This window comes from Curtobacterium sp. VKM Ac-2887, assembly GCF_015350935.1.
Taxonomy (GTDB): Bacteria; Actinomycetota; Actinomycetes; order Actinomycetales; family Microbacteriaceae; genus Curtobacterium.
The window spans coordinates 25,873-49,698 of the sequence record NZ_JADKSB010000002.1; the positions used below are offsets into that span (position 1 = coordinate 25,873).

General features: G+C 73.0%; 21 protein-coding genes and 1 pseudogene. 16 read left to right on the forward strand and 6 right to left on the reverse strand.

The features are described from left to right. Positions 1-10: 10 nt before the first annotated feature. Positions 11-937, reverse strand: coding sequence for an NAD-dependent epimerase/dehydratase family protein (locus tag ITJ69_RS02920; protein ID WP_194671955.1), 927 nt, complete (start codon positions 935-937; stop codon positions 11-13). A 124-nt stretch (positions 938-1,061) separates the two neighbouring features. Between ITJ69_RS02920 and ITJ69_RS02925 the strand changes: the two genes are divergently transcribed. From ITJ69_RS02925 to ITJ69_RS02945, 5 genes and pseudogenes are all read left to right on the forward strand, one after another. Next, positions 1,062-1,802, forward strand: coding sequence for a TetR/AcrR family transcriptional regulator (locus ITJ69_RS02925; RefSeq protein ID WP_194671956.1), 741 nt, complete (start codon positions 1,062-1,064; stop codon positions 1,800-1,802). A 317-nt stretch (positions 1,803-2,119) separates the two neighbouring features. Then, positions 2,120-2,977 (forward strand): annotated as a pseudogene (locus ITJ69_RS02930) (glycosyltransferase family 2 protein); the annotation flags it as partial. Beyond that, the gene (locus tag ITJ69_RS02935; protein ID WP_111084901.1) at positions 2,974-3,384 is read left to right on the forward strand and encodes an ATP-binding protein; all 411 of its coding nucleotides are present in this window, start codon (positions 2,974-2,976) and stop codon (positions 3,382-3,384) included. The pseudogene ITJ69_RS02930 and the gene ITJ69_RS02935, both read left to right, overlap by 4 nt. Continuing rightward, entirely contained in the window at positions 3,381-3,704 is a 324-nt protein-coding gene (locus ITJ69_RS02940) for a hypothetical protein (RefSeq protein WP_194671957.1), read from the forward strand. The genes ITJ69_RS02935 and ITJ69_RS02940 overlap by 4 nt, the downstream gene beginning before the upstream one ends. A gap of 324 nt (positions 3,705-4,028) precedes the next feature. Beyond that, entirely contained in the window at positions 4,029-5,441 is a 1,413-nt protein-coding gene (locus tag ITJ69_RS02945) for an OpgC family protein (RefSeq protein WP_194671958.1), read from the forward strand. A 12-nt stretch (positions 5,442-5,453) separates the two neighbouring features. Here the strand turns inward: ITJ69_RS02945 and ITJ69_RS02950 are convergent, their stop codons facing one another. Both ITJ69_RS02950 and pucL read right to left on the reverse strand, forming a co-directional pair. Continuing rightward, a complete protein-coding gene (locus ITJ69_RS02950; protein ID WP_323742926.1) occupies positions 5,454-6,029 on the reverse strand; it encodes a nucleotidyltransferase family protein in 576 nt (191 codons plus the stop codon). Next, a complete protein-coding gene (pucL, locus tag ITJ69_RS02955) occupies positions 6,026-6,970 on the reverse strand; it encodes a factor-independent urate hydroxylase (RefSeq protein ID WP_111084926.1) in 945 nt (314 codons plus the stop codon). The genes ITJ69_RS02950 and pucL overlap by 4 nt, the downstream gene beginning before the upstream one ends. Positions 6,971-7,254: 284 nt before the next feature. Between pucL and ITJ69_RS02960 the strand changes: the two genes are divergently transcribed. The 3 genes from ITJ69_RS02960 to ITJ69_RS02970 are packed head-to-tail and all read left to right on the forward strand — an operon-like array spanning position 7,255 to position 11,839. Further along, positions 7,255-8,073 carry an FAD binding domain-containing protein gene (locus ITJ69_RS02960; RefSeq protein ID WP_194671959.1) on the forward strand — a complete coding sequence of 273 codons (819 nt, stop codon included), beginning with the start codon at positions 7,255-7,257 and terminating at the stop codon, positions 8,071-8,073. Further along, complete coding sequence (locus tag ITJ69_RS02965; RefSeq protein WP_194671960.1) at positions 8,070-10,847, forward strand: molybdopterin-dependent oxidoreductase; 2,778 nt, start codon at positions 8,070-8,072, stop codon at positions 10,845-10,847. The genes ITJ69_RS02960 and ITJ69_RS02965 overlap by 4 nt, the downstream gene beginning before the upstream one ends. Next, positions 10,847-11,839 (forward strand): XdhC family protein, encoded by a 993-nt coding sequence (locus ITJ69_RS02970; protein WP_194671961.1) that lies wholly within the window; start codon positions 10,847-10,849, stop codon positions 11,837-11,839. The genes ITJ69_RS02965 and ITJ69_RS02970 overlap by 1 nt, the downstream gene beginning before the upstream one ends. A gap of 20 nt (positions 11,840-11,859) precedes the next feature. Here ITJ69_RS02970 and ITJ69_RS02975 read toward each other — a convergent pair whose 3' ends face one another. After that, on the reverse strand, positions 11,860-13,158 hold the full coding sequence (locus ITJ69_RS02975; protein ID WP_194671962.1) for an amidohydrolase family protein: 1,299 nt from the start codon (positions 13,156-13,158) through the stop codon (positions 11,860-11,862). 154 nt (positions 13,159-13,312) lie between these two features. Between ITJ69_RS02975 and ITJ69_RS02980 the strand changes: the two genes are divergently transcribed. Further along, positions 13,313-14,710, forward strand: a complete 1,398-nt coding sequence (locus ITJ69_RS02980) for an amidohydrolase family protein (protein WP_194671963.1) — start codon at positions 13,313-13,315, stop codon at positions 14,708-14,710. Positions 14,711-14,719: 9 nt separating this feature from the next. On the opposite strand, the gene ITJ69_RS02985 is transcribed toward ITJ69_RS02980, so the two are convergent. Further along, on the reverse strand, positions 14,720-15,673 hold the full coding sequence (locus ITJ69_RS02985; protein ID WP_194671964.1) for a PDR/VanB family oxidoreductase: 954 nt from the start codon (positions 15,671-15,673) through the stop codon (positions 14,720-14,722). After that, entirely contained in the window at positions 15,670-16,287 is a 618-nt protein-coding gene (locus tag ITJ69_RS20845) for a helix-turn-helix domain-containing protein (RefSeq protein WP_111084893.1), read from the reverse strand. Before ITJ69_RS20845 ends, ITJ69_RS02985 begins: the two co-directional genes overlap by 4 nt. A gap of 198 nt (positions 16,288-16,485) precedes the next feature. Between ITJ69_RS20845 and ITJ69_RS02995 the strand changes: the two genes are divergently transcribed. The 7 genes from ITJ69_RS02995 (at position 16,486) to ITJ69_RS03025 (ending at position 23,798) form a co-directional block, all read left to right on the forward strand. Continuing rightward, positions 16,486-17,751, forward strand: a complete 1,266-nt coding sequence (locus tag ITJ69_RS02995; protein WP_323742927.1) for an amidohydrolase family protein — start codon at positions 16,486-16,488, stop codon at positions 17,749-17,751. 37 nt (positions 17,752-17,788) lie between these two features. Next, entirely contained in the window at positions 17,789-18,556 is a 768-nt protein-coding gene (locus ITJ69_RS03000; protein ID WP_323742928.1) for an ABC transporter ATP-binding protein, read from the forward strand. Next, complete coding sequence (locus ITJ69_RS03005) at positions 18,556-19,425, forward strand: ABC transporter permease (RefSeq protein WP_111084891.1); 870 nt, start codon at positions 18,556-18,558, stop codon at positions 19,423-19,425. Before ITJ69_RS03000 ends, ITJ69_RS03005 begins: the two co-directional genes overlap by 1 nt. A 74-nt stretch (positions 19,426-19,499) precedes the next feature. Further along, positions 19,500-20,687: an ABC transporter substrate-binding protein gene (locus tag ITJ69_RS03010; protein ID WP_111084890.1), complete on the forward strand. Its 1,188-nt coding sequence runs from the start codon at positions 19,500-19,502 to the stop codon at positions 20,685-20,687. Between the two features lie 176 nt (positions 20,688-20,863). Next, the gene (locus ITJ69_RS03015; RefSeq protein ID WP_194671966.1) at positions 20,864-22,228 is read left to right on the forward strand and encodes an FAD-binding oxidoreductase; all 1,365 of its coding nucleotides are present in this window, start codon (positions 20,864-20,866) and stop codon (positions 22,226-22,228) included. Next, a complete protein-coding gene (locus ITJ69_RS03020; RefSeq protein WP_194671967.1) occupies positions 22,225-23,151 on the forward strand; it encodes a creatininase family protein in 927 nt (308 codons plus the stop codon). The genes ITJ69_RS03015 and ITJ69_RS03020 overlap by 4 nt, the downstream gene beginning before the upstream one ends. Next, the gene (locus tag ITJ69_RS03025) at positions 23,148-23,798 is read left to right on the forward strand and encodes a pyridoxine/pyridoxamine 5'-phosphate oxidase (protein WP_323742930.1); all 651 of its coding nucleotides are present in this window, start codon (positions 23,148-23,150) and stop codon (positions 23,796-23,798) included. The genes ITJ69_RS03020 and ITJ69_RS03025 overlap by 4 nt, the downstream gene beginning before the upstream one ends. Positions 23,799-23,826: the final 28 nt, after the last annotated feature.

Below are 23,826 nucleotides of genomic sequence, written 5' to 3' on the forward strand. Positions count from 1 at the left end.
TCAGCCCGCCTCACACCACCCCCACCACCGTCCGCCGACACACCTCGTCCCACGGGGTCGGCTCGATGCCGAACACCGCGCGGCTCTCGGCATCGTCGACCACGTACGGTGCGGTCCACTGGTAGCTCATCTCGGCGAGCTCCCGCATCATCGGTGACACGAGCCCGAGCGCACGGATCGCCGCCGTGGGCATCCGGTGGACGGCCACGGGTGCCTTGCCCGCCGCGGCCAGCACCTCGGTCAGCGCCTGCCGCTGGGTGCGAGGAGGGTTGCTCGGCACCATCCACGTGCGGCCGTGCGTGCGCTCGTCCGAGGCCGCCGCCACCAGGGTCCTGGCGACGTCGAGCACGTCGGTGAAGGTGTGCGGCAGGTCGGTCCTGCCGATCATCGTCACGGCCTTCCCCTGCAGTGCGGCCGGCAGCACCCGCGTGACGTGCCCGTTCGCCCCGATGCCCGGCCCGACGTAGTCCGAAGCCCGGACCTCGACCGTGCGGATGCGTCCGGCACGGTGCGCGGCCAGGGCATCGGCCCACAGCCGTGCGCGGAGGATCCCCTTGTGGTCGGTCGCGGCGTCCGGGGTGTCGGGGCGCATCGGTCCGTCGACCGGGCCGTACGGGTACAGGTTCCCGGTGATGGCGTAGACGGCTCCGGTCCGCTCGGCAGCGGTCAGCATCGACGCCGCGAGCGGTGGCCAGGTGCGCTCCCACTGGGTGTAGTCGCCGGGGTTCGCGCAGTTGTACAGCACGGCGGCGCCGTCGGCTGCCCGGGTGAGGGCCTCGGCGTCGGAGGCGTCGAGCGCGAGGTGTCCGACCCCCGACAGGCCGGTGTCCCGACCCGAGCGGGTGGCGACGGTGACGTGCTCACCGCGTTCGGCGAGCAGCGCGGCGACGTGGCGGCCCACCGGGCCGGCGCCGATGACGAGGTGGTGGTGCGACATGGTCCCTGCTTCCGTTCTGGTTGCGAGAGCGGTGCTCTCGCAACCAGGATGCGCGCTCGGAAACGAAAGAGCAAGAGCACTGCTCTCATTTGTGTGCAGTGCTCTCGTGTGGCATGGTGATCGGATGGCACCGACAGCACGCGAGCTCGCCCGGCAGACGATCCGAGCGGACATCCTGGCCGCCGCGCGCACCCGCCTCACCGACGAGGGGCCCGCAGCGCTCAGCCTCCGTGCCGTCGCCCGCGACGTCGGCATGGTGTCGTCCGCGGTGTACCGGTACTTCCCGAGTCGCGACGAGCTGCTGACGGCACTGCTCATCGTCGACTACGACGAACTCGGCGCAGCGGTCGAGGCTGCTGACGCCGCGGCCGGCCCGGAACCGGGTGCACGCTGGGTCGCCGCGTGCCGCGCGATCCGGTCCTGGTCCGTCGCGCACCCGGGCGACTTCGCGCTGCTGTTCGGGTCGCCCGTGCCGGGCTACGCCGCACCGCGCGAGACGGTCGTGCCCGCCGCGCGGACGACGCTCGCGCTGGTGCGGGTGGTGGCCGATGCGGTCGCGCCCGGCGGGGACGTCACGTCGGCGTCGGGGGCGGACGGGAGGCCCGGATCACCCGCCGCGCCCACGGCGGCTCCCGGGGTGGCCGGTCCCGCCGTCGCGGACGCAGTGACCACCCTGCGGTCGTTCGGCATCGCACTGCCCGACGAGGTCCTGGTCCGCACCCTGATGGCCTGGTCGACGGTGTTCGGGACGATCTCGTTCGAGCTCTTCGGCCACTTCGTCGGCTCGGTGTCCGACGGCGCCGCCTACTTCGACCAGGTGATCGCGCGGCTCGCCGACGACCTCGGGTTCGCCGCCGCGTTCTGACCCGGTCGTGCGGGTCTGCCCAGGGCGTTGTCCACGACTCGCACTCGGGGCCTGACAGAGTGCCGGTCACTGCGGTAGACAGGTCCCTACGCCGAGGTCGTGCCCGACGACCGGAGCGGACGGCCGGCACGATGTCCCCTGGGCAGCTGCCGGACGGCACCACACCCGGGCGTGCGCTGCGGCCGGGGTCCGCGCGGATCAGGAGGCACCCTTGCGACGCAGCTCGGCCGGCGACCCCGCAGACGGAGTGACCGGGTGACGGCGCTCGAGGTCAGCCGCCAGGACCGCCGCCGGCTGACCACCGGCACGGCCCGACGATCGCGGTCCTCGCACGGGCACTCGACGTCAACCGCGACGACGAGGCGCAGCCGATCATGCCGCTGGCGACGATCTCGGTGACCGAGGACATGGCGACCGCCATGCGGCTGCACGGGCTCGGCTGGAAGTCGGCGTACCACGACGAGATCCTGGCGAAGGGCCTGGCGCCGGAGGACCTGCCGACCATGCTCGTGCAGCGGCTCCGGTGGGCGCAGGGCACCATGCAGGTGTTCTTCCGCGAGAACCCCCTGGTGCAGAAGGGCCTGTCCTGGGGCCAGCGCCTGATGTACTTCTCGACGATGTGGAGCTACCTGTCCGGGTTCGCCGCGATCGTCTACATCGCTGCCCCGGTGCTCTGCCTGTCGTTCGGAGTCGTCCCGGTGCAGGCCTACAGCGTCGACTTCTTCGCACGGCTGATCCCGTTCCTCGTGCTCAACCAGCTGCTGTTCTGGGTGGTGGCCGCCGGCAGACCGACGTGGCGCGGGCAGCAGTACTCGCTCGCGCTCTTCCCGGTGTGGATCGAGGCGGTGACGAGTGCGTTCGAGAAAGTGTTCCGCGGCAAGCCGCTCGGGTTCCGGGTCACGCCGAAGGTGCGCGACGAGACCGAGCAGAAGCCCCGGTGGGACCTCGTCAAGCCGCAGCTCATCGCGATGGGGGCGCTGGTCGCGGCACTGCTCCTGATCGGCATCCGCTACTTGACCGGGCAGGCGTCGGGCATCGCGCCGCTCGTCAACACCGCGTGGGTCGTCTTCGACCTGTTCATCTTCAGCATCGTGATCCGGGCCGTGCTCTACCGCGGCCCGAGCACGGGAGTCCAGTCAGAGCACGAGTCGAGCACCGCCGGAGGACCACTGTGAGCGCCGAGACCACCTTCGACGTCGCCGCGACGCCCGTGTCGCTCGACGAGGTCCAGGATCGCTTCGGCGCCTGGTGGGACGGGCTCGGTATCGACGACGCCCGGCTCCGCTTCGCGCTGGAGACCGCGCTGGCCGAGGTCGCCGCGAACATCGTCGAGCACACCGCGCGTTCCGACCAGGAGGCCGGTCGGCGCTACACCGTGCGACTCGAGTCGACCGACCGGGCGCTCACCGCGGAGCTCACCGACAACGGTCTGCCCGTGGACATCGACCTGAGCGCCGTCACGATGGCCGACGTCGAGCAGGAGAGCGGACGCGGCCTGGCGCTCGCGATCGCCGCCCTCGACCGGCTGGAGCACCGGCACGAGCACGGACACAACGTCTGGACGCTGGTGTGCGACCGGTGAGGCTGCTGGCGGCCCGCGTGGTCGCCGTCCTCGTCACGATCGCGACACTCCTGCTCGGCGGTGCACTGCCGGCGTCCGCGGTGACGGTGCACACTACCGCGGCGACGGAGCCGGCGAGCGCAACGACCTGGTTCGGCTCGGACCTCGACTGGGGCGACGACTCCCCGGCGGGGTACGAGGGACGGCTCGGTGCGACGCCGTCGATGTACGGGGTGGAGATCGACTACCCGCTCGACCGCCCGGCCCGGCGAGAGCTCCTCCGCGCGACGCGTGCCGCGGCGACGCAGGGCGCGGTCCTCGACCGAAGCCGCCGGTCGTGACGTCCCCCTCACCCGCAACGACGTGCCGGAGCGCGGCGAGGTCGAGTCCCGGTTCGACGAGACGTGGGGCTACGAGCAGCAGCAGGCGGACAGCTTCTACGACCGCTTCGCCGTCGACGGCGACCGGTCGATGCTGCTCGACACCGGTGCGCTGTACGACCACACCCGCCGGGGCGATGCGGAGCTCCCGGTCAAGCAGGGCTGGTGGCGGCAGGTGATCACCTCGGTCCAGGACCGCCCGTTGATCCGGGGCGTGACCTTCCTCGAGACGAACCGCCGCGAGCCCGAGGCCGGCAACCGTGTCGCCGACACCGCGACACCGCGGTGCCGGGGATCGCCGGTTCGTTCCGCACCGACCTCGAGCGCGGCGACCACTTCGCCTTCGGGCCCGTCACCGACCGCATCACCACGCAGCAGCGCAACGCCGCGACCGACCAGCAGTACGACACCGGCGGCGACCAGATGGCGTGGATCGTCTGGGTCGCCGTGGGCCTGGCGGTGGTGTTCCTGCTGAGCGGGCTGTTCGGGCGGTTGCTGCCGAGCTGGCGCTACCCCGACGACGGGAAACCCGGGCGCGACCTGCGGCTCGACCTGTTCCGCGGGTTCATCATCCTGGCGGTGGTGATCACCCACATCGAGATCGGCGGGCCGTACTCGTACCTCACGCTGCACGCGGTCGGTGCGATCACCGGTGCCGAGATGTTCGTGTTCCTGTCCGGCATGGTCCTCGGCATGACCTACCCGTTCGCCATCAAGAAGTTCGGCGAGTGGGCGGCCGCGATCGGGGCGTGGAAGCGTGCCCGCAAGCAGTACCTCGTCACGCTCGTGGTGATCGCTGTCGTCTTCGCGCTGAGCTTCGTCCCGTTCCTGAACACCGACGCGATCACGACGTTCACCGACCGGGGGACCGGAACCGGGGGCGTCGGTGCCGAGGGCCGGGTGTACGACCTGTACCCGAACGCGATGCAGCTGCTCGGCTACCCGCCGCCGTGGTACGCCATCCGACAGTTCCTGCTGCTCGAGATGGGCCCGTGGCCGTTCAACATCATGGGCCTGTTCGTGGTGCTGAGCCTGTTCATCCCGCCGCTGCTCTGGCTGATCCGCCGCGGCTTCTGGTGGGTGGTGCTCGTCGTGAGCTGGGCGCTGTACGTGTTCCAGGCCCTCAACCCGGAGTTCCGCCCGCTGAACTCGCAGTTCGAGGCGGTCTTCCCGCTGCTCACCTGGCAGGTCGTGTTCACCCACGGACTCGTGCTCGGGTACTACCGACGGCAGATCATCGGCGCGCTCACCGGGCGGCTCGGCAAGGTCCTGGTCGGCATCGGTGTCGGCGGCTACGCGGCGTTCCTGGTGTACGTCTGGGCGGCGAACCACGCCGGGTTCACACCGGTCCCGTTCCCGGCGTCGATGTACGAGGACCTGTACAACACGGCGTACCAGCGGGTGGACCTGCAGTGGGGCCGACTGGTCGACATCGCGTTCTTCGCGATCGTGTCGTACGCGATCCTGACGGTGTTCTGGAAGCCGATCGCAAAGGCGATCGGCTGGCTCTGGATCCCGATCGGGCAGGCGAGCCTCTACGTCTTCGTGTGGCAGGTGTTCTTCGCGCTGGCGATCGCGTCGATCCCCGGCGTGCCGTGGGGCGACTTCTGGATCGGCTTCGTGGTGCACTCGGCGTTGATCCTGCTGGCCTGGTACATGGTCCGCAAGAAGTTCCTGTTCTCGGTCATCCCGCGCTGACGCGCCGTGGGTTCAGTGCGGGACGACCGGGTGGTCCTGGTCGTGACCGTCCCACAGGTCGCCGCACTCGACGGGCTCCGCGCCCGATGACGCGAGCCACGGGCCGGCACCGTGCGCGGGGTCGCGGGACAGCGCGGCGACCAGCGCGGCGCGGTGCTGGGAGCCGACGACCACCGGGTGTCCCGGTACGCCGTGGTGGACCGCACGGCGGAGCGCCGTCGGGTGGTCGCCGTCGCCGATCACCCGCCGGACGGCCGACGCGGGCAGCCCCGGCAGGTCGACCAGGGAGACGCAGGCCGTCGCCGGACCGGTGACGGCCGCGAGCCCGACGGCGAGCGACGCGCCCGGCCCCGCTGACCAGTCGTCCGCGACGACGATGGTGACCCCGTCCACGGCGGGCACGACGGCCCGCGCCCGGTCGGCGGCGGCACCGAGGACGACGACGACCCGGTCGCAGCCGCCGAGGAAGAGCGCGTCGACGCCGAGGTGCAGCCACGGGGTGCCGTCCGGCTCGGCGACCAGCGCCTTCGGCCGCCCCATCCGCGTCCCCGCACCGGCGGCGAGCAGCACGCCCACCACGTCGGTCACACGAACGCCGGCACCGACGTCCACGCAGCAGGGGCCTCCGCGACGCCGTCGCGCACGACGGTGCCGGAGATGAGGCCGTAGGGCCGGTCGGCGGCGAAGAACACCTCGCCGGGGTTGTCCAGGCCGAACGGTGCGAGGTCGACCAGGAAGTGGTGCTTGTTCGGCATCGAGAACCGCACCTCGGCGATCTCCGGGAACGCCTCGATCGCCGAGCGGCCCATCGCGAACAGGGTCTGCTGCAGCGCCAGGGAGTGCAGCTCGGCGAACGTCGCGAGCATGCGGTCGAGGACGCCGGCGTACACGGCGTCGTAGTCGATGCCCGCCGCCACCGCCTCGGGTGTGTACCGCCAGCGGGCCGTCACCGAGGTCGCGAGGATCCGGTCGTCGGTCTCCGCGAGCGTCGTGTACCCGTCACGCGGGAACCCGTGGAACTCGCTGCCCGTCGACTTCAGGACCGTCAGGTCGGTGACCCCGGCGAGCACGTGCACGTCGTCGCCGTCGACCTGCACCACGGCCGTGCGGGTTCCGCGGCCGGCCCGGACGAACGAGTGATCGTGCTCCCGGCCGTCGACGACGATCCGCTCCCACGTGTGCTGCTCGGCCGACAGGGTGGAGCCGTCGTACCAGTCGAAGGCGGTGCTGAAGTGCCGGCCGAGTCGCAGCAGGAACTCCTCCGGCGTCCCGACCCCGTGCTCCTTCGCGAAGGCGTAGACCGTGTTCTTCTGCGTGTCCGTCGCGACGACCTTCGCGTTGTCGCCCTCGGTGTACGAGTCGGCGAGCGCCGCGCCGCGCAACTGCGTCGTGACGGTCAGGTCCTCGATCTCGTGCCGGTCGGTGTCGCGCGTCACCCGGACGAGCCGGACCTCGGCCTTGCCGTACTGGTTCGCACCGAGGCGGACGGTCGTGGTGGTGGGGACTGGCTGGACGTCGGTGATCTCCATGGAGGCGACGATGACATCCGCGTGTTTCGGCGGTGGGTCGAACACGTCACGACCTCCGCCAGCGGCCACGGCCCGGTCGTGACGCAGCCGTCGAACGCCCGTAACCACACGGAAACACCCGTTCCATAGCGTTGCCGCCACGACGCACCCGATCGAGGAGGGACCCGTGGCGCACACATCCGCACCCCGGCGGTCCTCGGCGTGGAACCGCGGGATGATCGCGCACGGACGACGGTCCGACGGCGCCACCGACACCCGTTCCCCCATCCCGATCGGACCCTGCAATGGACCTCGTCTCCGTCCGCACCGTGCGGACACCGTCGCACCGCGACGACCTCTCCTTCGGCCCCGGTGAGCATCCCCTCGCCGGTGGCACCTGGCTGTACTCGGAGGAGCAGCCGGGTCTGACCGGGCTCGTCGACCTCACCGCACTGGGGTGGCGCGACACCGAGCGCAGCGCCGGAGGGCTCCGGATCGCCGCGACGTGCACGATCGCGTCGTTGCTGCGTGTGGCGCCCGAGGACGACTGGCGTGCCTGGCCGCTCGTCGACCGGTGCGCCAACGCGTTGCTGGCGTCGTTCAAGGTGTGGAACCAGGCGACGGTCGGCGGCAACGTCGCGGTCGCCCTGCCGGCGGGGGCGATCACCGCGCTGCTCGTGACGCTCGACGCGATCGCGGAGGTCTGGACCCCGGACGGCGGGGAGCGCCGGGTCCCGGTGGCGGACCTGGTCACCGGGCCGCGGACGACCGACCTCGCGCCGGGTGAGGTCATCCGGGCGTTCGACGTGCCACGTGCGGCCCTCGTGGCGCGCACCGGGTTCCGCCGGGTGTCCCTCAGCCCGCACGGCCGGACCGGCGCACTCGTCACGACGCGGTGGTCGGCGTCGGGATTCGCCCTCGTCGTGACCGGCGCGACCCCGCGGCCGCTCGTGCTCCGTCACCCCGGGATCCCGACCGCCGCGGAGGTCGATGCACGGCTGGCGGCCCACGACGCCTGGTACGACGACCCGCACGGTTCCCCCGACTGGCGGCGCGCGGTGACCCGGCGGTTCGCGGCGGAGCTCGTCACCGAGGCGCTCGGGACGACGGGCGGTGCGGCATGAGGTTCGAGGTCGACGGCGCGACGGTGGACGCCGAACCGCAGCCCGGTCAGGTCCTCCGCACCCTGCTCCGCGAGCACGGGGTGACGTCGGTGAAGAAGGGCTGCGACGCGGGCGACTGCGGTGCGTGCTCGGTGCTCGTCGACGGTGTGCCCGTCCACTCCTGCATCACGCCGGCGCACCGGATGGCGGGGCGTGCCGTCACCACGGCGGCCGGGCTCGGCACGCCCGAGGACCCGCACCCCGTGCAGCGCGCGTTCGCCGAGGCCCCGGGCTTCCAGTGCGGCTTCTGCACCGCCGGGTACGTCGTCACGGCTTCCACGCTCGACGAGGACGCGCTGGCCGACCGGCACCGCGCGTTGAAGGGCAACCTCTGCCGGTGCACCGGGTACCGGGCGATCGAGGACGCCCTGGACGGGGTCGCGAACACGGCGTGCGCGGCGGCCGGTCAGGCGATCGGCACGTCGGTCGCCGCTCCCGCCGCGATGGCGATCGTGACCGGACGCGAGGAGTACACGCTCGACGTGCGGCGGACCGAGGGTCTGCTGCACCTCGCGGTCCTCGGCAGCCCGCACCCGCACGCCCGCATCGTGTCGATCGACACGGCGGAGGCCGAAGCCCTCCCGGGCGTGCACGCCGTCCTCACGCACCACGACGACCCCGGCGTGTTGTTCTCCACCGGTCGGCACGAGTCCCGCCTGGACGACCCGGACGACACCCGGGTGCTCGACCGGATGCTCCGTTTCCGTGGGCAGCGCGTGGCCGCAGTGGTCGCGGACGACGTCCGGATCGCCGAGCGGGCCTGCGCCCTCGTGCGGGTGCGCTACGAGGTGCTGCCCAGCGTGCACGACCCGGACGCGGCCCGTGCTGCCGGTGCTCCGCTCCTGCACGCCGACAAGACGACCCAGGAGCACCGGATCGCCGAGCCGGGCCGCAACGTGGTCGCCGCCCTGCACGGTGAGACGGGCGACGTCGACGGAGCCCTGGCGGCGTCCGCGGCCACCGTCGAGGGCACCTGGACCACGGGCCGCGTCTCGCACGCCGCGCTCGAGACCCACGCGACCCGCGGGTCCGTCGACCGGGACGGGCGACTCGTGCTCCGGACCGCGACGCAGGTCCCGTTCCTGGTGCGGGACGAGATCGCGCACGTGTTCGGCCTCGACCCGACCCGAGTCCGTGTCATCGCGAAGCGCGTCGGCGGTGGGTTCGGCGGGAAGCAGGAGTTGCTGACCGAGGACCTGGTCACCCTCGCGGTGCTGCGGACCGGCCGCGCGGTGCAGTACGAGTTCAGTCGGCGTGACGAGTTCACGATCGCCCCGGCCCGGCACCCGATGCGCGTGCGGGTCCGGCTCGGTGCCGACGCCGAGGGGCACCTGACGGCACTGCACGTCGACCAGACCATGGACACCGGCGCGTACGGCAACCACGGGATCGGTGTCATGTTCCACTCCGTCAGCGAGTCCGTCGCCGTCTACCGGTGCCCGTCGAAGCGCGTGGACGCGGAGTCCGTGTACACGAACAACCTGCCGTCCGGGGCGTTCCGCGGGTACGGACTCGGCCAGGTCGTGTTCGCGATCGAGTCCGCCATGGACGAGCTCGCCCGGGAACTCGGCATCGACCCGCTCGACCTGCGGCGGCGGAACGTCGTGGTCCCCGGAGACCCCCTCGTGGTCACGGACCCGGACGAGCAGGACGACCTGCGCTGGGAGGGCAGTTACGGACTCGACCAGTGCATCGACCTGGTGGAGGACGCCCTCCGCGCACCGGTGCCCGAGGTCCCACGCATGGACGGTCCGCCGCTGGACGACTCGGGCGACTGGGCGTTCGGCACCGGGGTCGCCCTCGCGGCGATCGCGACGATGCCGCCGCGCGGGCACCACGCGCACGTGTCGGTCGAGGCCACGGCGGAGGGCCGGTACCGAATCGGCGTCGGCACGGCCGAGTTCGGCAACGGGACGACGACGGTGCACACGCAGCTCGTCGCCACCGCCCTCGGCACCACCACGGACCGGGTCGACGTGCACCAGTCGGACACCGACGCAGCCCGGCACGACACCGGGGCGTTCGGGTCCGCCGGGGTCGTGGTCGCCGGCAAGGCGCTGTACGCCGCGGCGCAGGCACTGCGGGAGGACATGACCGGGCGCGCCCTCGGGATCGTGGCCGCCCGGACACCCCGGACCGCGTCGGGGCCGCTCGGGCCGGCGGTCTCGGTCGGGCCGGACGGCGTCCGCGTCGGGGAGGAGCTCGTCGGGCACTCCGAGCTGCTCGCCGACGGCCCGCTCATCGCGCACGGCAGCCACGACGGCACGCCACGGTCGCTCGCGTTCACCGTGCACGGCGCCCGGGTGGCGGTGCACCGGCCGACGGGTGAGGTCCGCGTGCTGCACAGCGTGCAGGCGGTGGACGCCGGCACCGTCCTGAACCCGGAACAGCTCCGCGGCCAGGTGGAGGGCGGTGCCGCGCAGGCGATCGGCTCGGCGCTCTACGAGGAGGTCGTGCTGGACGAGACCGGTCGGGTGACGACCGACGCGTTCCGGGCGTACCGGGTGCCGAAGATCTCCGACGTGCCCCGCACCGAGGTGCGCTTCGCCGACACGCACGACCCGCTCGGCCCCCTCGGCGCGAAGTCGATGAGCGAGGCGCCGTACAACCCGGTCGCGCCAGCCGTCGCGAACGCGGTGCGCGACGCCGTCGGCGTGCGCCCCCACCGGCTGCCGATGACGCGCGACCGGGTCTGGGCGATGCTCCAGGACGTGACCGATGCCGGGGGTGCGTGATGTTCGAACTGACACCGCGCCTCCTGGCCGCCCTCGACGCGGGGGACCCCGTGGTCGTCGCGACGGCCGTCGCGATGACGGGCAGCGCGCCGACCGGCGTCGGCTCGTCGATGGCCGTCCTGCCCGGCGGCCAGGTCGTCGGCACCATCTCCGGCGGGTGCGTCGAGGGGGCGCTGTTCGACACTGCGGAGCAGGTCCTCGAGACCGGCGAGGCGGTGCTCGAACGCTTCGGGTTCGACGACGACCCGGACGACGTCGACGCGATGTGGGCACCGGCGCTCCGCTGCGGCGGTCGAGTCGAGGTCCTGGTCCGTCGCGTCAGTCCCGAGGACGTCGACGTCGTGGACGCACTCCGGCGCGCGGCGTCCGGGGTGCCGACGTCGCTCGGCCTCTCGCTCGACCCGGCGACGCTCGGCGCGGTCGTGCACGTCCCCGACGGCTGCGGCGGCCGGCTCTTCGTCGAGCGGGCCGACGTCCGGCCGCGGTGCATCGTTGTGGGCGCGGTCGAGTTCGCCGTGGCCATCACGAACGCGGCCGCGGTGCTCGGCTACGCCGTGACGGTCGTCGACCCGCGGCCGGTGTTCCTGACCGACGAGCGCTTCCCGGCCGCCGACGAACGCATCGTGGGCTGGCCGACGCGTGTGGTCGAGGCGTTGCCGGTGGACGCGACCACCGCCGTCGTGGTGCTCTCGCACGACGACCGGTTCGACGCCGCCGTGGTCGACTCGGCGCTCCGTCGGGGTGCCGGGTACGTCGGGGCGATGGGCTCCCGCACGACGAACGGCCGCCGGATGGCGGAGCTGCGCGCGCTGGGGACTCCGGACACTGACCGGCTGCGTTCCCCGATCGGGCTCGACATCGGTGCGACGACGCCGGCCGAGATGGCGGTCGCGATCATGGCGGAGGTGATCGCGGTCCGGACCGGCGCCGGTGGCGGGGCGCTCGTCGACGGTGCCGGTCCCATCCACCGCCGGGCGGTGTCCACGAGCTGAGCCGGCGGCGCGTGATCCGGTCAGACGACGGCGGGTGTCCGGGCCAGCCGTTCGGCCAGTCGCGCTGCGATCTCCCGCTCGTCCGCCGCGACGAGCTCCCCGTCGCGGACGACCACGCGTCCACCCACGACGACGTGTCGGGGCCGCCGCCCGGGAGCGGCCCAGAGGAGTCCCGCGACGGGGTCGGCGACTCCCGCGTCCGCCACCCCGGAGACGTCCCACACGCACAGGTCGCCCGCGCTCCCGTCGCCGAGGTGCCCGAGCTCCGGGCGCCCGAGCCCCGCCGCGGAACCCTCCGTCGCCGCGCCGAGCACCTGCCGCGCCGGCAGCTGCGGCCCGACCAGCGCCGACACCTGCATGGCGAGCCGGGCGTCCGCGAGCAGGTGTCCGGCGTCGTTGCTGCCGCCGCCGCTCGTGCCGAGGCCGACCGGGACCCCGGCCGCGGCGAGCCGTGCGACGGGAGCGATGCCCCAGCCCATCGGCACGTCGCACCCGGGTGCGTGCGTGGCGGTGACGCCTGCGGCCGCGAGCCGGGCGATCTCGTCGTCGGTGACGTCGCAGAGGTGCGCGATCGTGACGTCCGGCGCGAGCCACCCCCACTCCTCGAGCAGGTCGAGCGGACGACGGCCGTAGCGCTCGAGCGCGATCGCGGTGTCGACCTGTTCGTTGGCCTGGGTCCGCCGGCGGAGTCCGTGTCGCGTCGCCACCTCGCCGAGCGCGCGGAAGGTCGCCTCGCCGTCGGAGTGCACGCCCGCCGGACCGACGGCGACCTGGAGCCCGCCGTCCGGGTCCACGCCGCCGACGGCGTCGTCGTGCAGCAGTCGCGACGCGATCGCGTCCGCCGAGGCCGCCGCGCGGTCCGGGTCGTCCCGTGCCGAGCCGCGGACGAAGACGAGCCGCCCGCCGAGACCGCGGACCGCGCCCACGGTGGCCGCGCCGAGCGCGACGGTGTCGTCCGTGGTCGCCGAGGCGGGCCAGTTCAGGTGGTGGTCGGCGATCGTCGTGACGCCGGACAGGAGGCCCTCCGCGGCTCCGGCGGACGCCGCCAGTGCGTACAGCTCGGGGTCGTGCCCCACCCGTCCGTACGCCGCGGCCATGGTCGGGAGCCAGGCCGCCATCGGCACGCCGCGGGTGCCGGGCAGGGTGCGGAACGCGGTCTGGAGGAGGTGGTGGTGCGCGTTGACGAGGCCGGCCGTGACGACGCACCCGGATGCGTCCAGGGTGGTGGCGAGGCCGCTGCCGTCGTCGACGACGACGTCGCCCTCCCGTTCGGTCCGGGGGTCGACGAGGACGCGGAGGGCACCGGAGACGGTCAGCATGGTGGTGTTTCTAGCAGTCCCCTGTTTCCGGCCCGTGACGGGGTGCGCACGGACCGCGTGGCTGCTCGGTCCCGGCGTTCCAGGACCGTGGGTCGGCACCGCGGGGTAACCAGGCGGAAACACCCGGGGAACACGCGGTCCGTAGGTTCGCCCCATGACGCAGACCCTGATCCGCGCCGGATGGGTGCTCACCGCAGCACCCGACGGCGCTGCCACGCCCGCCGCGATCCGCGACGGAGCCGTGCTCCTCGACGGCGACCGGATCGCCGCGGTCGGCACGTACGCCGACCTCGCCGCGGCCCACCCGGACGCGCCGGTGCGCGGCGGTGCGTACGACATCGTCACGCCCGGCTTCGTGAACACCCACGGCCACTTCAGCGAGGGGCTCATCACCGGGATCGGTTCGCAGTACACGCTGTGGGAGTGGCTCACGGCGTTGATCGGGCGGGTCAACCCGGTGATGACCCGGGACAAGGCCTACGCGGGCACGGTGCTGCAGGGCATCCAGCTGCTCCGGAGCGGGGTGACGACCGCGAACGACATGTTCTGCGCCGACCCGGTGCCGGACGAACCGGCGACGCCCGGTGTGGTGCAGGCGCTCGAGGACCTCGGGCTGCGCGGGGTCGTGTCGTTCGGCTCCGGCGACGTCGACCGCGACTTCGGCGCGACGCCCATCCTGGAGGAGTTCGAGGCCCTGCGCGAGGCCGCTGCCGCCAGCCGGTACAGCACGTTCCGGGTCGGCGTCTCGTCGATCGGGCGGTACACGGACGACACCTGGCAGGAGCACGTCGACTACGCGGTCGCCGGCGGCCACGGTGTGCACGTGCACTTCCACGAGGTGCGCGAGGAGGTCACCGCGGCCCGGCAGCGCACCGGACGGACGGCCATCGGGCACGCCGAGGCGACGGGCATGTTCCAGGTCCCGGTGATCGCCGCGCACAGCGTCTGGGTGGACCGCGAGGACCGGGAGCGGTACGCGGCGGGCGGTGTCGGCGTGGCCCACAACCCGGTCGCGAACGGGATCCTCGCCAGCGGCATCGCCCCGATCGCGGAACTCCGTGCGCTGGGGGTCCCGGTGGGCATCGGGGTCGACGGCCCGGCGTCGAACGACTCCCAGGACTTCCTGCAGGCGATGAAGACGGCCGCGCTGCTCGCCCGGGTGCGGGACCTGCAGGCCACCGCGATGAGCGCCCGCGAGGCCTTCGAGATGGGCACGATCGGCGGTGCCCGTGCCCTGCGCATGGAGGACGAGATCGGCTCGCTGGAGCCGGGCAAGCGCGCGGACCTGGTCGTCCTCGACGGCGACTCCCCGACCCTCGCCAACGTCCACGACCCCTACCAGGCGGTGGTCTTCGTCGCCGGCAGCCGCGAGGTCCGCGACGTCTGGGTGGACGGGGAGCTGAGCGTCGCGGACGGCGACGTCACCCGGGTGGACGTGCGTGAGGCGGTCGAACGGGCGCGTCCGCTCGCCCGGCAGCTCGTGGCCGAAGCGGGGCTGGAGCGCCTGTCCGCGCTCACCGGCGGCCCGCTCGACGGCACCGAGCGTCCGTAGTCCGTCCGGTCAGAGTTCGAGGACCAGTCGCGGGCAGCCGCGCCGGGCGCGGGACACGCAGACCATCATGGTGCGGTCGTCGGCCTGCTCCTCGGGGCTGAGCACGGTGTCCCGGTGCTCGACCGAGCCCTCGAGCACGGGGGTCTCGCAGGTGCCGCACGTGCCCTCCCGGCAGGACGAGAGCACGAAGGCGCCGGCGTCCTCCGCGACCTCGAGCAGGGTCCGGTCGACGGGCACCGTCACGGTGACGCCGGTGACCGTGAGCTCGACCTCGAAGGCCTCGCCGGGGGCGTCGACGTCCGCGGCGGGCTCGAAGCGCTCGACGCGGACGCTGCCCGCCGGCCAGTGCGCGGCAGCGGCCTCGACCGCGTCCATGAGCCCGCGCGGCCCGCAGCAGTACACGACCGCGTCGCGCGGTGCGGCGAGGAGCGCGTCGACGTCGAGCCGGACGCCCTCGTCGGCCGCCGCCACGACGACCCGGTCGGGGTGCGCGGCGACGAGCTCGTGCACGAACGCCATGCGGTCGCGGGACCGCCCCGCGTAGTGGAGCTCCCACGGGGCGCCGGCGCGTTCGGCGGCGGCGATCATCGACCGGATCGGCGTGATCCCGATGCCCCCGGCGACGAAGACCGCGGGGCGCGCCGGGTCGTGGCCGAAGTGGTTCCGCGGTCCGGCCACCACGACCTCGTCGCCGACCGCCAGGCCATCGTGCACGGCGACCGATCCGCCGCGGCCGTCGGGCTCGCGGAGCACGGCGATGCGCCAGTGCCCGTCGGTCGTCGTCGTGACGAGCGAGTACTGGCGCTCGGTCCCGGGGGAGACCTCGAGGTCGACGTGCGCTCCGGGTTCCCAGTCCGGCAGCGCCGGACCGTCGACCGGGGCCAGGTCGAGTGCGACGACGTCCGTGGCGACCCGGTGGCGGGCGGCGACGCGCAGCCGCCGACGCTCCGGCACGGCGCTCACGCGATCGCTCCGGCGCGCGGGGTCTCCTTAACCACGATCATGTGGAAGCGGGTGCCGTCCGCGCTGCACCACCGGTGGCCGGTGCCGCCGCGGTAGTACGCCGAGTCGCCGGGCCCGAGGTCGAGCGGCTCCCGTCCGCGCAGGTCGAGGTGCACGCGGCCGGCGAGCACGGTGAGGAACTCGTCCTCGTGGTGCTCGAAGTACTCGCCGAGGTCCGTGTTGTCGCCGACCCACTCCAGCGGCTCGAACGCGTGCGGGCCCGCGTGCACGAGCAGCCGGGCCTCGCCGCTCGAGAACGGTCCGCGGGCGCCCTCGCCGGCACGGATCACCTCGGGCAGGCGGACGTCGTGCCCCGGGCGCTCGGGGGCACCGGCGGCGAGCAATTCGACCTGGGTCGTCCCGAGCGCCGTGGCGATCTTCTCGAGGGACACCATGCTGGCGCGGGAGTGCCCGCGCTCGACCTGGCTGAGGAACGGGTGCGACAGACCGGTCAGCTCGGCGACCTGGACGAGCGTCAGTCGTGCGGCGCGTCGGCGGGCACGGATGTGCTCACCGATCCGCTGGGTCTGATCGTCGACGACGCGGTCGGTCTCGGTGGTGGTGCCGGTGCTCACGCGGACTCCTCTCGTCCTCGGTTGGGCCGTCCGACCGGTCGAACGGAACGCTCGTTCCCGCTCCCGGTGACGTCGGGTCGGGCGTCACACACGGCAACCGCCTCGAAACGAGAGGGAAACACCGCAGCCCTAGCATCGGAGATGTTGATGCGATCAACATTCTCACACACGATCGAGAGGCTCCGGATGGACTCGTCAGTGCCCCGCCCGATCGCCCTCCTGCGCTCCGCGCTGCTGCCGGACGGCCGCTCGGTCGACGTCGCGATCGACGGCGCGACCGTCTCGACCGTGGCACCGGCCGGCACCCTCGCGGCCCCGGCGGAGGAGACGATCGACCTCGGCGGCCGGCTGCTCCTGACCGCACCGGCAGAACCGCACGCCCACCTCGACAAGGCCCTCAGCGCCGACGCCATCCGGCCGCCGCTCGGGGACCTCGGCGCCGCGATCGCCTCGTGGACCGCGCACGCGACGACCATGACCGTCGAGGACATCGCCGGCCGTGCCCGGACCGCCGCCCTCACGCTGCTCGCCGCCGGCACCACGGCCGTCCGGAGCCACGTCGACGTGCTCAGCGGCCGGCACAGCGCGGCCGACCGGCCCGCCACCACGGAGCAGGCCCTGCGGGGCGCCCGTGCCCTCGTGCAGGTCCGCGACGAACTCGCCGGCCTGATGGACATCGAGCTCGTCGCCCTCGCCGGCCCCCTCGCCCCCGACGAGCACGTCGAGGCGGTGCTCGACCTCGGCGTGGACCTGGTCGGCGGCGCACCGCACCTCGCCGAGGACCCCCTCGCCGACGTCGACCGACTCCTCGCCATCGCCCGCCGACGGGGCCTCGGGGTCGACCTGCACGCCGACGAGAGCCTCGACGGCCCGGTGACGCTCGACCACTACGCCCGGGCGTCCCGCTCGCTGCGGCGGGACCGGCAGTACTCCGCCGGGCACTGCGTCCGGCTCGGCACCCTGGGGCCGGAGCGACTCGCCGAGGTCGTCGCCGACGTGGCCGCGGCCGACCTCGGGGTGATCACGCTCCCGATCACGAACCTGTACCTGCAGGGCTGGCAGCACCCGGTCGCCACGCCGCGGGGACTCACCGCCATCCAGGCGCTCCTCGACGCCGGCGTCCGCGTCGCCGCCGGCGCGGACAACGTCCGCGACCCCTTCAACCCGGTCGGCCGGAGCGACGCCTTCGAGACCGCGTCGCTGCTCGTCTCCGCCGGCCATGTGAGGCCGGACCAGGCGTACGCGATGGTGAGCGACACCGCCCGGAGCGTGATGGGCCTCCCGGCCGCCGGTCCCGTCCCCGGGCGGCGCGCCGACCTGCTCGCCGTGGCCGCGACGAGCGTCACCGACGCCGTCGCGAACGCCCCCGCCGACCGCATCGTCCTGTCCCGCGGGCGACTCGTCGCCCGCACCGAGGTGCGTCGGATCGTCGCCGCGCCGGCCGCGGCCGCCGTCCCCGCCTGACCCCACCGCCCGCCCGCACCGAGAACCCGAGGTGATCGTGACCACCACCGCCCCGCCACCCGTCGCCACGACGGACACGCTGCTCGACTTCCGCAACGTCGAGATGACCTTCCCGAACGGCACCATCGCCCTGCAGGGCGTCGACCTCACCGTGGACCGCGGCCAGTTCGTCTCGGTCGTCGGCCCGTCCGGCTGCGGCAAGTCCACGCTGCTCCGCATCGCCTCCGGCCTCGAGACCGCATCGGACGGGTCGGCCGGCGTCGCGGCCGACCGCATCGGCTACGTCTTCCAGGACGCCACGCTCCTGCCCTGGCGCACCGTGCAGGGCAACGTCGAACTGCTCGCCGAGCTCGGACACGTGTCGAGGGCCGAGCGGGCCGCCAAGGCCGCCCACGCCATCGACCTCGTCGGTCTGAACGGCTTCGAGACGAACCTGCCGAAGCAGCTGTCCGGCGGCATGCGGATGCGGGTCTCGCTCGCCCGGTCGCTCACCCTCGACCCGGAGCTCTTCCTGTTCGACGAGCCGTTCGGCGCCCTCGACGAGATCACCCGCGAACGCCTCAACGACGAGCTCCTCCGGCTGTTCGTCGAACAGCAGTTCGCCGGGCTCTTCATCACGCACTCCGTGTCCGAGGCCGTGTACCTCTCCACCGAGGTGATCGTGATGTCCGGACGCCCCGGCAGCATCGTCGGTCGGTTCGACGTGCCGTTCCCGATGCCCCGCGACCCCGACATCCGCTTCACACCCGAGTTCGCCGAACTGGTCGGCGAGGTCTCGCACGCGCTCCGGGAAGGACACCGCTGATGGTCACCCTGCAGGAGGCCGCCGAGACCCGCGCGGTCCGGGCCGCCGCCCGTCGTGCCGCTCCTCGGGCTCGCCGCGGCATCGCCTGGTGGCAGCCCGTCGTCGTCCTCGCCGTGCTCGTCGGCATCTGGTACGCGGCAGCCGCGTACTACGACCACGTCCGCGGACTGGCCTTCCTGGTGCCGTACCCGCACCTCGTGGCGAAGGCGATCGTCGCGCCGACCTTGCCGGACGGGTCGCCGTCCACGTTCGGCTCCGACCTCTGGTCCGCCCTCGGACGCACCACCGTCGTCTCGCTCACCGGCCTCGGCTTCGCGATCGTGATCGGCGTCGTCTGGGCGATGGCGATGGCGCAGGCGAAGTGGCTCGAGAACTCGCTCTACCCGTACGCCGTGGTGCTGCAGTGCGTCCCGATCCTCGCCCTCGTGCCGCTCATCGGCGCCCTGTTCGGCTACGAGTTCGTCAGCCGCGTGATCGTCACCGTGATGATCGCGCTGTTCCCGATGGTGTCGAACACGCTGTTCGGGCTGCAGTCCGCCGACCGCGCGCAGCGTGAGCTGTTCCAGCTGCAGCGCGCCGGCCGGTTCGCCCAGCTCGTGAAGCTGCAGTTCCCCGCCGCGCTGCCGTCGATCTTCGTCGGCCTGCGCACCTCCGCCGGGCTGAGCGTCATCGGGGCGATCGTCGGCGACCAGTTCTTCCAGCGCGGCAACCCCGGTCTCGGCGTCCTCATCCAGGTGACCGCATCGCGCCTGATGGGCCCCGAGCTGTACGCGACCATCCTGATCGCTTCGCTCTACGGCGTCGCCGTCTTCCTCGTGTTCGGCCTGATCGGCCGGCTGGCCGTCGGCCGCTGGCACGACTTCAGCTGACTCCCCGCCCCCCCGAACCACACCACCCCTTCCCACCACAGCACCACGAGACCCGCACCACGAACGGAGCCTCCATGCGCACCACCTCCCGCCTCGGCGTCGCCACCGCTGCCCTCGCCGCCACCGCCATCGCCCTCACCGGCTGTGCGGCGGGGTCGTCCGGCAGCACCGAGACGACCGCCGCGACCTCGTCGACCGCCTCCGGGCCGAAGGTCGACCTCTCCGGCACGTGCCCCGCGACGGTCGTCGTCCAGACCGACTGGAACCCCGAGGGCGAGCACGGCCACCTCTACCAGATGCTCGGCCCGAACCCGGTGATCGACTCCTCCGGCAAGACCGTCACCGGCGACCTGTACGCCAACGGCAAGAGCACCGGCGTCAAGCTCGAGATCCGTGCCGGCGGCCCGGCGATCGGGTACACCAAGGTCGCGTCGCAGATGTACCAGGACAAGGACATCACCCTCGGGTACATGTCCACGGACGAGCAGGTGCAGTTCTCCGGCAAGCTGCCCACCACGGCGGTGTTCGCCGAGAACGACCAGTCCCCGATGTCGATCATGTGGGACCCGAAGACGTACCCGGAGGTCGACAGCATCAAGAGCCTCGGCACGGCCCTCGAGAAGGACGGCGGCGTCGTCCGCTACTTCAGCGATGCCGCGTACATGACCTACCTCGAGCAGTCCGGCATCCTGCCGAAGAAGGTCCTCGACGGCAGCTACGACGGCACCCCGTCGAAGTTCGTGTCCGCGGGCGGCAAGGACGCGCAGCAGGGCTTCGCGACCGCCGAGCCGTACATCTACCAGAACCAGGTCGCGGCCTGGGGCAAGAAGGTCGACTACGCGCTCGTCTCGAGCACGGGATGGAACCCCTACCCCGAGGCGATGTCGGTCCGCACCGGCGACCTGGAGAAGCTCGAGCCGTGCTTGCAGAAGCTCGTGCCCGTGATGCAGCAGGCCGACGTGGACTACCTGAAGTCCCCGGGCGCCACGAACGACCTCATCACGAAGCTCGTGCAGCAGTACAACAACGGCTGGACCTACGACTCGAAGGTCGGCGCGTTCGCCGCGGCCCAGATGGTGGAGCTCGGCCTCGCGAAGGACACCGACGGCTACATCGGATCGATGGACGAGCAGCGCATGCAGGACTTCATCGCCAAGGCGACTCCTGTCTTCGCCGACACCGGTGACGTCAAGAGCGGCCTGAAGCCCTCCGACCTGTACACGAACGAGTTCCTCGACAAGTCCATCGGTCTGGGTTCCTGACACCGGTCGGCTCCCGTCGCCGGAAGCCGGCCAACAAGCGGACGGGAGGCGCGGTGCCACGCCGCCCCGCGCCTCTCCCCACCGGCACGGCCGGTCCGCCGCTGGCGCGTCGCACCGGAACCGGCGGCGTGGGCCCAGTCCGCCGTCCCCGCACCACCCACCCACCAGGAGTGAGCATGACCACCGTCACCCCCACCTCCGTCGAGGCGCTGCGCGCCGAGCTCGTCGCACTGCTCGGTGAGCGCGGCGTGAGCGCCGACGAACGCACGCGGGCCCGCGCCTCCGTCGACGAGGCCACCATGAGCCCCATCCTCAGCGAACAGCTGCCCCTCGGCCTCGCCGACCTCGTCGCGTCGCCGGCCACCGCCGACGACATCGCCGCCACCCTGCAGGCCGCGGTCCGACACGGCGTCCCCGTCACCACCCGCGGGAAGGGCACCGGCAACTACGGCCAGGGCATCCCGCTGCACGGCGGCCTGGTCCTCGACACCTCGCGGGCACGCGCCGTCGTCGAGGTCGGCGACGGCTGGATCACCGCCGAGGCCGGCGCGTCCATGGTCGCCCTGGAGCAGGCGGCCGCCGCCACGGGCCAGCAGCTCTGGATGTACCCGTCCACCGCGCAGTCGACCATCGGCGGCTTCCTGTCCGGCGGTTCCGGCGGGACCGGGTCGATCGCACACGGGTCGAACTGGCAGGGCTTCGTCACGGCGCTCGACGTCGCGCTCCCCGGCGCCGACGAGCTGCTGCACGTCGAGGGCGACGAGGCGCAGCCGTTCGTGCACACCTACGGCACCGCCGGCGTCATCGCCCGCGCCACCGTCCGGCTCGAGCCGCTGCAGGAGTGGCGCGCCGTCTACGCGGCGTTCCCCACCTTCGAGGACGCGCTCGTCGCCGTCCGCACGCTGCGCGGACTCGACCCGGTTCCGCGGCTCGTGAGCGCCGACCGCGCCGAGATCGCCGCGACGCTGCCGTCCGACCTGGCCGTCCCCGACGACCGGGCGAGCCTGCGAGCGATCATCGACGACGTCGTGCTCGACGAGGCCCGGGCACGCATCGAAGCCGCCGGCGGTGAGGTCCTGGACATCCGCGAGGGGCTGCAGCAGACCACGAAGGTGTCGATGCTGTCGTACAACCACCCGATCTGGTGGCTGAAGCGGAACACGAGCGACACCGAGTACTTCCACGTCGAGGTCGGCGGTGAGGCGCTCATCGACCGGATCGCCGAGGTCGAAGCCGTCTACCCCGGTGGCATGCTCCACATCGAGGCCGCGCACGTCGGACCGATCGGGATGCTCACCGCGCCGTACACCGGGGCCGAGGACGTCTACGCCGGCTACCCGGTGCTCCGCGAACTCGGCGTCCGGGTGCACAGCCCGCACCAGTACTACGTCGACCACGGCGTCGAGGAGCTCGTGGCGCTGAAGCAGCGCACCGACCCCGCGGGGCTGCTCAACCCCGGGCACGTCATCGACCCGTCGCTCGTGGTCAGCGGTGGCTCCACCGCGTCCGCGCAGCCCGTCGTCCCGGGGTTCGGCAAGTGAGCGCCGGGGTCGGCACGGTCCGCTCGCGTCGGCTCGCGGAGCTGTCCGGTCCGGCCGTCGCTGCGGGCTTCGGGCCGGACACGATCGTCGTGCAGCCCACCGGCGCCGTCGAGCACCACGGCCCGCACCTGCCGCTCCTGACCGACCACCTGCTCGCCGAGCACATCGGTGGGGCGGCTGTCGAGCAGGCAGCCGCCGAGGGGCTGGACGTCTGGCAGCTCCCGACGCTGTCGTTCACGAAGTCCGACGAGCACAGCTGGGCGCCCGGCACGGTGTGGCTCGACAGCGACACGATGTTCGACACCGCCGTGCAGATCGGTCGCGCGGTCGCCCTCACCGGTGCCGGCACCCTGGTGTTCGCCAACGGGCACGGCGGCAACGTCGCCCTGCTGCAGGTCGCCCTGCGTGAGATCCGGAAGCGCTACGGGTTGAAGACCTTCCTCATGCCGACCCTCGCCCGCGTCCCCGGCCCGGACGGCGAGGACGCGGACGAGCTGGGGCTGGGGATCCACGGCGGCGCGGCGGAGACGTCGATGATCCTGCACCTGCGCCCCGACCTGGTCGACATGTCGCTCGCGGAACGCTGGGTGCCGGAGCACATCGCCGGCTTCGAGAAGATCGCGTTCAACGGCGGCCCGGTGTCGTTCGGGTGGTTGTCCGACGACTTCGGGACCCCCGGGGTCGTCGGCGATGCCAGCCGGGCGACGGCGTCGTACGGTGCCGTCCTGTGGGAGCACTCCGTCGCCGAGGCCGTGACGTCGCTGCACGAGATCGCACGGTTCGACCCGGCGGTGAGCCGTCCGGCGGTGGCCCGTCCGGCGGTGGCCCGTCCGGCGGTGGCCCGTCCGTCGACCGCGCTCGGCGAGGCCCCCGTCGACACTCCGGTCGCCGAGAGCCCGGTCGCCGACGCTGCGGTCTCGTGACCGTGCCGCGCGGGGCGGGCGTGTCCGACCCGGGCACGCCCGCCCCGGCGTCCGACGGCGTCGACGATGCGTCCGTGCCGACGGACCCGTTGACCCTCGCGGCATGGTGGCTCCCCGCGGCGGCTGACGCCCCGGGTCCGACCATGACCCTCTCGACCGTCGGGCTCGACGGCTACCCCGACGCCCGGACGGTCCTGCTCTCGCTGTTCGACGGGGAACGCCTGCACTTCCACACCGACTCGCGGAGCCGGAAGGCCGCCGAACTCGCGGCGGTGCCCCGTGCCGCGGTGACCCTGCACTGGCCCGAGGCCGCGCGCCAGCTCGTCGTGGTCGGCGACGTGGCGCCCGTCTCCGACCAGGAGGCGCGTTCGGCCTACGCGGCCAGGACGCCGTACCTGCAGGCCCTCGCGTGGGTCAACGACCACGCGTCCGCCGCGGACACACCGGCTCGGCGCCGCGAGGCCTGGGCGGCGTTCGTCCGCGAACGGGCGGGCACGGACCTCGAGCCGCCGAGCACGTGGGCGGGGTTCGCACTCACACCGGTGCGGATGGTGTTCTGGCGCGGGGCGACGGACGCGGCGAGCAACCGGCTCGCCTACCATCGGCGCGCGGACGGGTCGTGGTCGCGGGAGTCCTGGCCGGGGTGACCCCGTGCCGGTGCTGCCCGCGCACTCC

Excerpts from the sequence above, each read along its gene's own strand:
- ITJ69_RS03005 (WP_111084891.1), top strand. The coding sequence starts at position 18,556 with ATGGTCACCCTGCAGGAGGCCGCCGAGACCCGCGCGGTCCGGGCCGCC.
- pucL (WP_111084926.1), bottom strand. The coding sequence starts at position 6,970 with ATGGAGATCACCGACGTCCAGCCAGTCCCCACCACCACGACCGTCCGC.
- ITJ69_RS03015 (WP_194671966.1), top strand. The coding sequence starts at position 20,864 with ATGACCACCGTCACCCCCACCTCCGTCGAGGCGCTGCGCGCCGAGCTC.
- ITJ69_RS02920 (WP_194671955.1), bottom strand. The coding sequence starts at position 937 with ATGTCGCACCACCACCTCGTCATCGGCGCCGGCCCGGTGGGCCGCCAC.
- ITJ69_RS03010 (WP_111084890.1), top strand. The coding sequence starts at position 19,500 with ATGCGCACCACCTCCCGCCTCGGCGTCGCCACCGCTGCCCTCGCCGCC.
- ITJ69_RS02970 (WP_194671961.1), top strand. The coding sequence starts at position 10,847 with ATGTTCGAACTGACACCGCGCCTCCTGGCCGCCCTCGACGCGGGGGAC.
- ITJ69_RS02980 (WP_194671963.1), top strand. The coding sequence starts at position 13,313 with ATGACGCAGACCCTGATCCGCGCCGGATGGGTGCTCACCGCAGCACCC.
- ITJ69_RS02975 (WP_194671962.1), bottom strand. The coding sequence starts at position 13,158 with ATGCTGACCGTCTCCGGTGCCCTCCGCGTCCTCGTCGACCCCCGGACC.
- ITJ69_RS02925 (WP_194671956.1), top strand. The coding sequence starts at position 1,062 with ATGGCACCGACAGCACGCGAGCTCGCCCGGCAGACGATCCGAGCGGAC.
- ITJ69_RS02960 (WP_194671959.1), top strand. The coding sequence starts at position 7,255 with ATGGACCTCGTCTCCGTCCGCACCGTGCGGACACCGTCGCACCGCGAC.
- ITJ69_RS02965 (WP_194671960.1), top strand. The coding sequence starts at position 8,070 with ATGAGGTTCGAGGTCGACGGCGCGACGGTGGACGCCGAACCGCAGCCC.